This window comes from Blautia sp. RTP21359st1_E11_RTP21359_211015 (genome assembly GCF_040910705.1).
Classification (GTDB): Bacteria; Bacillota; Clostridia; order Lachnospirales; family Lachnospiraceae; genus Blautia_A; species Blautia_A fusiformis.
In genome coordinates, this window is sequence record NZ_JBDGAB010000008.1 from 43387 (window position 1) to 55726 (window position 12340).

At 43.0% G+C, this 12340-nt stretch carries 9 protein-coding genes and 1 tRNA gene; 7 read left to right on the forward strand and 3 right to left on the reverse strand.

Annotated elements, in window-relative coordinates; all coding sequences use genetic code 11:
• Positions 1-25 precede the first annotated feature (25 nt).
• A complete protein-coding gene (gene ilvC, locus AB5026_RS04560; RefSeq protein WP_059086364.1) occupies positions 26-1045 on the forward strand; it encodes a ketol-acid reductoisomerase in 1020 nt (339 codons plus the stop codon).
• A gap of 162 nt (positions 1046-1207) precedes the next feature.
• Here ilvC and AB5026_RS04565 read toward each other — a convergent pair whose 3' ends face one another.
• The 3 genes from AB5026_RS04565 to AB5026_RS04575 form a co-directional block, all read right to left on the reverse strand.
• On the reverse strand, positions 1208-2104 hold the full coding sequence (locus tag AB5026_RS04565) for a LysR family transcriptional regulator (protein ID WP_118609077.1): 897 nt from the start codon (positions 2102-2104) through the stop codon (positions 1208-1210).
• Positions 2105-2209: 105 nt separating this feature from the next.
• Positions 2210-2283 (reverse strand) — tRNA-Pro (locus tag AB5026_RS04570).
• A gap of 134 nt (positions 2284-2417) precedes the next feature.
• The gene (locus AB5026_RS04575) at positions 2418-2900 is read right to left on the reverse strand and encodes a hypothetical protein (RefSeq protein ID WP_092070733.1); all 483 of its coding nucleotides are present in this window, start codon (positions 2898-2900) and stop codon (positions 2418-2420) included.
• 795 nt (positions 2901-3695) lie between these two features.
• On the opposite strand from AB5026_RS04575, the gene AB5026_RS04580 reads away from it, so the two are divergent.
• The 6 genes from AB5026_RS04580 to wzy all read left to right on the forward strand — a co-directional run.
• Positions 3696-4901 (forward strand): zinc ribbon domain-containing protein, encoded by a 1206-nt coding sequence (locus AB5026_RS04580; RefSeq protein WP_368212843.1) that lies wholly within the window; start codon positions 3696-3698, stop codon positions 4899-4901.
• Between the two features lie 209 nt (positions 4902-5110).
• Positions 5111-8188, forward strand: a complete 3078-nt coding sequence (locus AB5026_RS04585; protein WP_368212844.1) for an L-fucokinase — start codon at positions 5111-5113, stop codon at positions 8186-8188.
• A 64-nt stretch (positions 8189-8252) separates the two neighbouring features.
• Positions 8253-9533 (forward strand): glycosyltransferase family 4 protein, encoded by a 1281-nt coding sequence (locus tag AB5026_RS04590; RefSeq protein ID WP_368212846.1) that lies wholly within the window; start codon positions 8253-8255, stop codon positions 9531-9533.
• Positions 9534-9548: 15 nt separating this feature from the next.
• Positions 9549-10133: a DapH/DapD/GlmU-related protein gene (locus tag AB5026_RS04595; protein ID WP_138277617.1), complete on the forward strand. Its 585-nt coding sequence runs from the start codon at positions 9549-9551 to the stop codon at positions 10131-10133.
• Positions 10133-11224, forward strand: a complete 1092-nt coding sequence (locus AB5026_RS04600; RefSeq protein WP_138277616.1) for a glycosyltransferase family 4 protein — start codon at positions 10133-10135, stop codon at positions 11222-11224. The genes AB5026_RS04595 and AB5026_RS04600 overlap by 1 nt, the downstream gene beginning before the upstream one ends.
• Before the next feature lie 18 nt (positions 11225-11242).
• On the forward strand, positions 11243-12340 hold a 1098-nt coding region (gene wzy / locus AB5026_RS04605; RefSeq protein ID WP_368212848.1), incomplete at its 3' end, for an O-antigen polysaccharide polymerase Wzy.

Here is a 12340-nt window from a genome sequence, read left to right on the forward strand (position 1 = left end):
GTAAACATCAGAGGAGGAAAGTAAAATGGCAAATAAGATTTTTTACCAGGAAGACTGTAATCTTGGATTATTAGATGGTAAGACAATTGCGATTATTGGATACGGAAGCCAGGGACATGCACATGCACTGAACCTTAAAGAGTCCGGATGTAATGTAATCATCGGTCTTTACAAAGGAAGCAAATCCTGGAAAAAAGCTGAGGAGCAGGGCTTCGAGGTATATACATCTGCTGAAGCAGCTAAGAAAGCAGATATCATCATGATCCTGATCAACGATGAGAAACAGGCTGCACTTTACAAGAAGGATATCGAGCCGAACCTTGAGGAAGGCAACATGCTTATGTTCGCTCATGGCTTCAACATTCATTTCGGATGCATCAAACCACCAGCATATGTTGATGTTACAATGATCGCGCCGAAAGGACCTGGACATACAGTAAGAAGCGAGTATCAGGCTGGTAAAGGTGTTCCTTGTCTGATCGCTGTAGAGCAGGATGCTACAGGTAAAGCTCAGGATATCGCACTTGCATATGCACTTGGAATCGGCGGAGCAAGAGCTGGTGTTCTTGAGACAACATTCCGTACAGAGACAGAGACAGACCTCTTCGGTGAGCAGGCTGTACTTTGCGGTGGTGTTTGCGCACTTATGCAGGCTGGTTTCGAGACACTTGTTGAAGCTGGTTATGACCCAAGAAACGCATACTTTGAGTGTATCCATGAGATGAAACTGATCGTTGACCTGATCTACCAGTCAGGATTCGCCGGAATGAGATATTCTATCTCCAATACAGCTGAGTATGGCGATTACATCACAGGACCGAAGATCATCACAGAGGATACAAAGAAAGCAATGAAGAAAGTTCTTTCCGATATCCAGGATGGTACATTCGCAAAAGAGTTCTTACTCGACATGTCCGATGCAGGTGCACAGGTACACTTCAAGGCTATGAGAAAATTAGCTTCTGAGCATCAGTCTGAGAAAGTCGGCGAAGAGATCCGTAAACTCTACAGCTGGAACGGCGAGGATAAGCTTATTAATAACTAAGCAAAATTTATTGCAGGTGCAATAAATTTTGCGCTACTCGAACGAAGCGCAGCGAAGTTTGAGTCAAAGAAGTCACACACGTAATACAGTGGTAGGAAACTTTTTTGAAATTTAAAAATCCCATCTGGTCGCAATGATCAGATGGGATTTTTTTTCATTCCTTTATTTATCCGGATGCCCTGTTTCATCATCAAAAAATGGCGCGATCAAAGCCGAATCAGTATCTTTCTGTCTGCATACAAACCCGATCTCACGCAGCGGAAAAGAAAATCCTACCGGTACTTCCACCAGAGTTCCTTCTTCGAGCTCTTTTTTTACAAAATCACGGATCACACATGCAATCCCAAGACCAATTTCCGCAAACTGGATCAGAAGATCCATAGTTGTTACTTCCAGAATATGACTTAATTCCACATGATGTTCTTTCAGCTGAGTGTTCACGGTCTGACGTGTAATATTGTCCTCATCCAGCATCATGAAAGTTGCTGCCTGGATCAGAGGTTCATCCGGATAGAGCTTTTTCTGATTTTCCAGATACTGCTGTGTACAGACAAAGGTATCCTGGATTTTCAAAAGAGGCTGAAAATAATATCCCCGAAGCTTCTGCGGCCGTCCGATGAGTCCCAGATCGATTTTTTCCTCATCCAGAAGCTGCAGCGTCTGATAAGTAGACTGGCAGGAAATTGTGATACGTACATGAGGAAAACGTGCAATATAGTTTTCCAGGTGGGAGAGCAGTACATATCTGGTAAGAGTAGAACTGGCGCCCAGACGCAGCTTTGGAATGTCCCGGGAACGGTTATGGCGAATGGAATTTTCTCCTTCATCCAGAAGTGAAAGAGCTTCTTTTACTTTTTCAAAAAGAAGCTCACCGTCCGGGGTCAGAGTGACACCCCGGGAACTGCGTTTAAAAAGAACGGTATCCAGATTCTGCTCCAGCTTCTGGATCGCCTTGCTGATAGCAGGCTGGCTGATATAAAGGTCCCGGGAACTGTGGGAGATACTGCCGGTACGTGCTACCGTATAAAAAATATGATAAAGAGACAGATTATCTTGCATGCAAAACCTTCCTTTCGAAAAATAGTAAGGTAATAAAGGTAATAAAAAAATCCGAAGTCATCAGACCTCGGAAACCTTAGCTGTTATAATATTTATGATGTTCAATCGGGGCAACAGGATTTGAACCTGCGACCTCACGGCCCCCAGCCGTGCGCGCTACCAAGCTACGCCATACCCCGCAACGCATATAACTATAACATAAACGAATTGTAAATGCAACCATTTTTTGAGGAGAAAGATGGTTGTATGGATGATAATAAAGAGTGTGATCCCTTGATACTTTCATAGGCTTCACACTCTTTACATGATATGATCAGGCTGTCTGTATTGTGTTACCTGGGTCAGGTAAAATACCTCTTCCCTGAAGTACAACGACAAGAGTTTCTGTTGTGTCCTGTAAATTTTTGATATCTTTTCGGATATCCCGTTCTGCAAGCTTAACATCCAGTGAAAGGTCGTCCAGGCGTTTTCTGTTGGTATCACATTTCAGATCGATCATTTCAAGTCTGTTTTCTACCCGGTTGAAGCGGGCATCTATTTCATCAAAACGAACATCCATAGCATCAAGACGAGCGTCGATACCGTCAAAACGAACATCCATAGCATCGAGACGAGCGTCGATACCGTCAAGACGAACATCCATAGCATCGAGACGAGCGTCGATACCGTCGAGACGAGTATCCACTGCATCCAGTCTGGCGTCGATACCATCTAATCGGTTATTTATATTGCCCAGCTGGACATTGATCGGGTTTATCATACCGGCTAATAATTCCAAATCTTTCTGATCTAGCATATGCGCATCCTCCCACAAAAATTGTACCGCATATTTCTCTGTGCGGATATTGTATCATGTTTCGAGTGTGAAGTCTATGAAATTATCAAAGAACAGAATGGACGGGAACAATAAGTTCTTGACTAGTATAATATATATAATAAGAAAAAACAAGATATATTTTTATATCTTTAATAATAATAGAAAATGCAGGCGAACTACCTGAAGAATAAAAAAAGGAGGCCGGGAGTTGTGCTGACTCCCGGCAAAAAGTATGAAAAAGAAAAAGATTGTTTAGCATTTGCTATCTACAGTTAATAATATAGTAAAAAAATGTGTGCATTGTGTGAAAGGAAAATGAAGAGAATGTGAAAACTGCCGCTTAATGTTAGATTAAGCGACAGTAATTTTTTTGGATTATTCTGTTGTTTGATTCAAGATTTTGAACCATATGTAATGATAACATCCGCTTTAATGCTTGTCAAGCGATCTGAAACTGCCATAGCTGTCCAATTATGTCGCTTTTTGTGCCGTTTTATGCAGTTTTTTATATATCAGAGAAAGAAAAATACATATCAATATATAAAAGTGGTCATGATAAGTGGTCAGATGTATAGTCCCAGGGACCTGTATTTTGCGGGAAATATCAGGCTTCTTGTTATAAGATTCATGGTCATAAGTGGTCAGCTTTTGTGGTCAGAAAAATGGCGAATTCCCTTATATACAGTTTTTTTCAGGTCCTGTCGCTTAATCTAACATTAAGCGACAAGATAATAATATTGGATAAGTTATATAAATAAACGGAAGGAAGAGAACATGCCGTCCAATATAGGCTACAGCATAACAACCAGAAGACTCCGACTTTGCTGCGGACATCCGGAATGGCTCAGGAAAACCCAGGATTTCTATAATGAAATTGAAAGCTTTTATTATGATCTTCTGCTGGCTCATGAGGAACTGGGAGAACTGGGGAGCCAGAAAACTCTTCGGGCCCTGGAGGTTCTGACTATTATGGGAAGAGACAAGCAGGTTCCTCAGAATCCCCTTCCCTGGGAAAAAGTCCCATTGTATTTCAGGCGGGCTGCGATAAACAGTGCTATAGCCGCAGCAAAGAGTCACATATCCAGGCAAAAGTCTATTCCGGGGAGGAAAGCAGAAAAGCTTCATTCAGCAGTTACCTATTATAAAGGAATGTACAGAGATTTTTCTCATAAGGAGATTACACTGAAGGTATGGACAGGAGAACAATGGAAATGGATGAGATGCAGACTGTATGGCAGAGAATTTCCCGCAGAAGCAGAGCTAATGTCACCCTCAGTAACCTTTGAGAAGAAATATCTCATGTTGCATGTTCCCGTGAAGGAATTTACAGCAGACACTGCAACAGTAAAGCAGCGTATCCAGGAAGGGCGGAAGATCTGTGCCATCCAGTTTACAAACGGAGATGTTTTTGCTGTGGGGACAGTATGTGACGGCACAGGGAAGGAAACAGATGTGAAATTCTGGGGCGGCGGAAAAGAATATACGCATCGCTGCGATCAGATCAGGAAGAAAATCGAGAAAGCCCGGAAATCTCTCGGCGGGGAAAAACAGCCCGGAGAAAACAGGAAATACTGGATGCATCTGAAACACCTGTCGGAGCATTATGCCCATGAGATTAGTTCACAGATCATAGGCTTCTGCCTGGAAAAGCAGGTTTCGCTGATCGTCCTTCCAAAATACAAAAAAGAATACACAGATTATGTGATGATCGGATCAGGAAACTGGAGCACTATGCATCTAAGCTCCGGGATCAGGAGCAATCTGCCCTATAAAGCATGGAAAAACGGCATTCTGGTCATTGAAACCTATGCAAAAGGGATATCCGAAACCTGTTCTGTCTGCGGTGCGCCAGTTAAGACAGCAAACCGCAAAACAGATGAATATACCTGTGAGAACGGGCACAGAGGAAGTCGAAGCCTGAACAGTGCCAGAAATCTGAGCCATAAATGTATTCTTCAGTTTGGGAAACAAGTGGTATGACCACTGTTTTATAGAGCGAGAGCACAACTCAGCTTCTGCTACAGGCAGATGCTGACAGGTTGAATACCGCCTGTCGTGTCTCCCTTATCATAAGGAAGAGTCGGCCAAGAATTTCCGCCAGAAGCTCCGGCACAGCCGAGACAGCGGATAAGAGTATTCGAAGTTATGTAAAAAAAGAAAGTATGAAAAAGCAAAGGATAAGGAAAGCAATGAACACAGAATACAGGAAACTGAAAAATCTTTTTCTGCGGCAAAGCTGCCAGGATGCATGGGAAGACTATGCACGAAGCATCCGCAAAGTAAATTTTCCCAGATGGGACTATGTGATCCTGACCTCATCAAATGAAGAACAGGCCAGATCCTTCCGCAGCCAGATCGCAGACAGATTGGAACAGGGCGTACTGCCGGGATGGACAAAATATTTCGTGCTCCCGGATCCGGAAGGCAAGAGAGTAGGATCCGGCGGAGCAACTCTGAATGTACTCCGATTTCTTTCGGAGGAAGAAGGACTCTGGGGAGATTTCCATAACAAAAGAATCCTTGTGATCCATTCCGGCGGAGACAGCAAAAGAGTCCCACAGTATTCTGTGTGCGGAAAGCTTTTTTCACCTGTACCAAGAGAACTTCCGGATGGAAGAGGCTCCACATTGTTTGATGAATTTCTCATCAGCATGGCAGGCGTTCCGGCTAGGTTCAAAGAAGGAATGCTGGTACTTTCCGGAGATGTGCTCCTCCTTTTTAATCCTTTACAGATAGATGCCCAGTTCCGCGGAGCTGCGGCGATCTCCATGAAATCTCCGGTAGAAGTGGGAGTCGATCATGGAGTGTTTTTAAACGATGGAAGCGACCATGTAAAAATGTTTCTTCACAAACAGCCGGCAGAAACACTTCGCAGGCTGGGAGCCGTGAATGGACAGGACTGCGTGGATCTTGACACAGGCGCCGTACTTTTGGACGCCGAAATACTGGAAACACTTTTTAGTCTGATCGCAGATGCATCAGGAAAAAAAGCAGATCCGGATAAATACGAAAGCTTTGTAAATGAAAAAGCAAGAGTCAGCTTTTACGGAGATTTTCTGTATCCGCTGGCGGCAGATTCCACCTTTGAACAATATCAGAAAGAAAAACCGGAAGGCGAATTCTGCACAGAGCTTTTTACCTGCAGAGAAAAAATATGGAAGGCATTAAGTCCTTTTCAGATGAAGCTGATCTGTCTTTCTCCTGCAGAATTTATCCATTTCGGAACAACGAGAGAGCTGCGTGCTCTGATGACAGAAGAAGTAACCGATTATGAGTTCCTTGACTGGAAAAAACACGTATTCACCAATGACTTAAATTGCCAGGGAGCTTTGCACACAGCACTGATCGGACCGGAAGCTGACATCGAGGAAGGAACATATATTGAAGACACCTGCCTTGAGGGAAGAACCCACGTCGGAAAGGGCGCTGTAGTATCCGGCCTTTCCCTGAAGGATGTACATATACCGGCGAACACAGTATTTCACGGTGTGAAGCTGAAGGACGAGATCACAGAACTTTACGGCGGTCAGACAGGACGATGCGTGATCCGTACATATGGAGTCATGGATAATCCGAAGAAAATGCTGGAAGAAAGAGGAAGCTTTCTGCGGGGAAACCTGGCAGATTTTCTTTCAGCCAATGGACTGGCGCCGGAAGATATCTGGACAGGCGAAACCCACGCACTCTGGAATGCAAAACTGTATCCGGTCTGCAAAACATTCCAGGAAGCAGCACAGGCAGGAAACCTTCTTGTAAAAATGAGCGAAGGACTTGCTGAACCCCAGCAGATCGAGAGCTGGAAAAAACAGCCGAGACTGAGTCTGGAAGAATCCTTCCGGTATGGAAATACAGAAAATATCCTTTCCTGGAAAAAAGATCTGGAAGCAAGGATCCTGGTGGCAGTATTTCTGGGAGAACTGAAAAAAGGCGGACATTACATTCCTGCACTTAAGATCTTTGGTGAAAAAGAAATCCAGGAACGACATTACCATCTGCTGATGAAAGAAGCTGAAAAAGCAGATTTTTCACAGAAAATACGGATCCTGTATGCAGTATCACGCTCCATGAAATTCACTAAAAAATGCTTTGACGGAAAAACATACGATGTGCTAGAGCAGGAGTGCTTTTCCCAGATCCAGAAAGAAATCGCATCTCAGACACAGCTGACAGGAAACAGCGGCTATACGATCGCAAAAGAACAGGTAAAGGTAAATCTGCCGGTACGTGTGAACTGGGGCGGCGGCTGGTCAGACACACCGCCATACTGCAACGAACACGGAGGAACTGTTCTTAACGCAGCAATCCTGCTGAGAGGCTGTGAACCCATCGAGGTAGAGATTCGGAAGATACCGGAATTACATATTGAGCTGGCAAGTACAGACACAGGTGCTTACGGAACAGCAGAAAGTGCAGAAGAGATCCAGGACTGCCATAATCCATACGATCCTTTTGCCCTGCACAAGGCAGCCATTATCGCCTGCGGGATCCTTCCGCTGGAGGAAAAGGCCGATCTGAAAAAGGTCCTGGAAAAAATGGGCAGCGGATTCTACCTTTCCACCTGCGTCAAAGGCGTTCCCAAAGGATCCGGCCTTGGAACAAGCAGTATCCTTGCAGGAGCCTGCGTTAAAGCTTTTGCAGAGTTTCTTGGGGAGAACTGGGATGACAGCCAGATCTATGATACAGTCCTCAACCTGGAGCAGATCATGAGCACAGGCGGTGGCTGGCAGGATCAGGTTGGCGGCCTGACACCCGGAATCAAATTTATCACATCAAGACCCGGAATCCGGCAGCAGCTGAAGGTAGAAAAGGTAGAAATCTCGGAAAAAACGAAACAGGAGCTTCAGGAACGATTCGCTCTGATCTATACAGGCCAGCGGCGCCTTGCCCGAAACCTTCTCAGAGAAGTCGTAGGAAATTACATCGGCGGCCGAAAAGAATCTCTGGAGGCGCTGGATGAGATGCAGAAAGTAGCAGCACTCATGAAATTCGCCCTGGAAAAAGAAGACATCGACGAATTCGCGAGCCTTCTCAACCAGCACTGGGAAATCTCCAAAAAGCTGGATGCCGGCTCAACCAACACCTGCATAGACCAGATCTTCAGTGTATGTGAAGACATGATCGACGGAAAATTCATCTCCGGAGCCGGAGGCGGCGGCTTCCTGCAGGTAATACTGAAGAAAGGCGTCACACAGGAGATGCTGCATCAGAGGTTGAGAGAGGTGTTCCAGGATTCCGGGGTGGATGTCTGGAGCGTGGAGTTTGTGTGAAGATAAGTTTTGAAAAACTTCATTTCGTAATAAGGAATGAAGTAAATTTGGAGGAATATAGCAGATGAAGAAAGAGAGAGCAGGTAAGAAAAATCTTCTGATTTATGCTCATTACTATATTCCAGATACTGCGTCAACGGGGCAGATCCTCCGTGAACTGGCGGAGGGTATGCTGGATAAATTTAATATTACAGTGATTTGTGTGGTTCCGAGTTACCTTGGAACGATTGAAGATAAATATAAGACACAGAAGTATTATGAAGAAGAAATCAACGGCGTGAACGTGCTGAGAATCCGGGTTCCGGAGTTCAGCAAGACCAATAAGGTGAGCCGTGTAAGGAATATTTTGTCCTACTTCTTTGGGGCAATGAGTGCGACCTTCAAGGTCGGAAAACAGGACTATGTGTTTTCCATTTCTCAGCCGCCAATCCTTGGCGGTCTGTTGGGTGTCTGGGGCAAGTGGGTAAAACACGCTAAGTACATTTACAACATTCAGGACTTCAACCCGGAGCAGGTGCTGGCTGTTGGTTATACCAAGAGTAAATTTGTCACTGATGCCATGATGTGGTTTGACAAGTTCAGCTGCAAGAGAAGTGACTTGATCATCACAGTTGGGCGGGATCTGGTCGAGACGGTAGAAGGCAGATTCAAGGGCAAGAAAGTCCCGAAGACTGTCATGATCAATAACTGGATCGATGAAAATGAAATCTATCCGTTGGAAGCAGGCAACGAGAGAGTAGTTGCTTTTAAGAAGAAGTACGGCCTAGATAGCAAGTTTGTCATCATGTACTCCGGCAATATCGGTTTGTACTATGACCTTGAGAACCTGATCAAAGTGGTTGAGAAGTTTGGTGCTGATACCAAGACGGCAGATGGCCGAGAGGTTGTCTTTGCCTTTGTCGGTGCTGGTTCTGTGTTGAAAACACTGGAAGACTATGTGACCGAGCATCAAATGGAGAATGTAGTTTTTATCCCATATCAGGACAAGGCAGACTTGATTTACAGTCTGAATGCTGGAGATGTCCACTGGTGTGTGAATGCGAAAGGCATTAAAGGAGTGAGCTGCCCGTCAAAATATTACGGGTTGGCTTCTGCTGCAAAGCCAGTAATTGGAGTGCTGGAATCTGGATCTGAGATTCGCTGCATTATTGAGGACACAAAGGGTGGCCTGTGTTGCGAGCCGGGCGAGTATGACCAGGTGGAAGAAAACATCCGCTGGTTTATTGAGAATGCTGGAAGTGAAAAGCTGAAGGCCATGGGAGCCAGAAGCCGGGAAAAACTTGAAAAAAATCTGACCAGAAACGTAAGTGTACAGAAGTATGCAGAAGAAATTCTGAAGCTGTAAAGGAGGCGAGAGGGAATGAATAGTAACTGGTTCAAGCTGGTTATGAAGATGACGAAAATTGAATATGGAAAGAACCTCTTGCTGAAAGGCGTACCAATCATCTTCAACAAAGGTGGTGCCAAGCTGAAGATCGGTGAGAACACCACGATTAAGAGCAGCTTCCTCAGTAATCTGGTTGGACTTTACAGCCGGACAATCATCGTTACCCGTGCACCTGGTGCAGAGATTGAAATCGGAGATAATGTGGGAATTTCAGGTGCTACGATTTACGCCCGCAAGAAGATCACGATTGGTGAGAATACCTGCATTGGTGGTAACTGCAAGATTCTGGATAATGACTTCCATCCTATTGAAACAGAAACCAGAAACAAACTGCTCCGGGATGAAAATGGTGGTGACAGTGATCTGGTGCCAAGCAGAGAAATCAAGATCGGTAAGAACTGTTTCATTGGGTGCAACAGTATAATTCTGAAAGGCACAGTGCTGGGGGATGGCTGCGTTGTCGGTGCCGGTGCTGTGGTATGCGGAAAATTCGAAGATAACTGTGTGATTGCTGGTAATCCGGCAAGAGTTATTAAGAGGTTGGAGGGCAATAGCTGATGAAGAAAATATGTTTTATTGCTCAGTTTCCTCCTCCAATGCATGGCTTATCCAAGGCAGTTGAGACTCTTTATAATTCAAATTTGAATTTTGAGATTGATTCGCAAGGGGAGTTTGAATTTGAAAAGGTGGATATTACCAATAACAAGAACTTTATTAAGAATCTCCTGAAGATAAGCCGTAGCAAGGCTGATTTGTTTTATTTTACAATCAGCCAAACGAAAGGCGGAAATCTTCGGGACTTGGTCATTTTTAAGCTATTGGAATTGCAGCACAAGAAATGTTTGATTCATCTCCATGGCGGATATTATCGTCAGTTAGTCGATAACGATATGGCTGGCTGGCAACGCAAAGCAAATTATAAAGCCATCAAGAAACTCTCAGGTGCAATTGTCTTGTCAAAGTCTCTGAAGAAGATTTTTGAAGGGATGATTGATGATGACAGGATTTTTGTCGTAGAAAACTGCGTTGATGATCAATATCTGCTCACAGACCAAGAAATTGAAGAAAAGCTGAAATCATTGGAAAGTAAAAAAGTTCTTCATGTCCTTTGGTTGAGCAATTTTATCAGAAGCAAGGGATATCCATTCGTTCTTGAAATGGCAAAAGCAGAAAAAGAACGTGTGGATGCCGGCGGAGAAAAAAGATTCCATTTTGATTTTGCAGGCAAGTTTTTTGAAGACAGTGAAAAAGATTACTTTAAAAGCTATATAAAGGAAAATGGGCTGGAAGAGTACGTTACATATCATGGAATTGTGGGTGGCGAACAGAAGAGAGAACTTCTGAAAAAATGCTATCTTTTTGCACTTCCAACTCGATATCCCAACGAGGGCCAGCCTATTAGTATTCTGGAAGCAATGGGCAATGGAATGTTTATTATTACAACAGATCATGCTGGTATTCCAGATATTGTGGAAGACGGTGTGAATGGAATTGTGATGAAAAATAAAGAAAACGCGTATAGCAAAGTTGCTTCTTTTAAAGCGAATGAATTAAAAACTGTATGTAAAAGAAATAGGGAATACTGCAAGGAAATGTACACAGAAAAAAGATACTTACATATGATGGAGACGCGTTTTAAGGAAAATTGAGAGTTGAGGAAAATTGTGGTGAAAAAATATCTAATAAAGAGAAGCCAAGTGGTAGCAATATTGATTTTTCTTGTAGAAATTATAGGTTCTTTCGCTTTGGTACAAATAGATGCATCAGAGAATATTCTGGGAAAAATAGGTTATGTGGCCATTATATACGGAGTTCTTTCTACCATAGCGCTATATCAAGTCAAGAAAGAGTGGGACGTTTTTCTCATATTCATGATCATGTGCTACTTGTTCTCTTTCGGACAATGTATATTAACTGCATTTGGATATAAGTTGGGAGTCTTTGCATTTTCGATGGACAGAGGCTTTTTCTCTAACCAGGAAATATTAAATGCAAGTGTTTTTTGCTTTATCGCTATTGCGTTAACTGGAATAGGCTTTTGTTTTCATAGGAGCTCTATCAAATATGAAAAGCTCTCAAATAAACCTGTATTAACAGATAATGTATTGTGTAGAGTGGCGTGGGGACTTTTACTCATATCAGTTGTTCCAACATTTTATGAACTGTATAAAGATGTAACAACTGTTTTTTTTAATGGATATAGTGATACTTTGGGAAATGCAACAGGTATTGATAAAATTTTTGTATTAATTTCAGGATTTTATCCAAGTGCGATTTTGATTTTATATTGCTTTGAGGAAAAAAGACGAAGAACGGTATATTTCGCTTTGGGTAGCTATGTGTTGTTACAATTATTAGGTGGAAGTAGAATAGCTGTTTTCCGTTTGGCTATTGTTCTTCTTGTTATTAGTAATTTGTATAGAAAAGAAATTAGCAAAAAACGAGCTGTCATGATTTGCATTTTTGGATTAGTAGGAGTCTTTGTATTTTCGTTTGTGTCAAGTGCTAGAAATTATATTTATCTTGCAAGTAATGTGCAGCTTTTTTTGAAAGAAACAGCGACAGATTTATTAGAAAACAATTTTATTTTTGCTGCGATTAAAGAAATGGGAAACACACAAGTTATTAACACGCTGGTATATGCTTTGTGTCCGAAAAAAGTGGATTATAGGTACGGAATGTCCTTTGTTAGAAGTATATACAGCGTTTTGCCAAACTTTTTGAACTTAGAGTATATAAGTATCGATGAAGTGTTTTCTCCATAC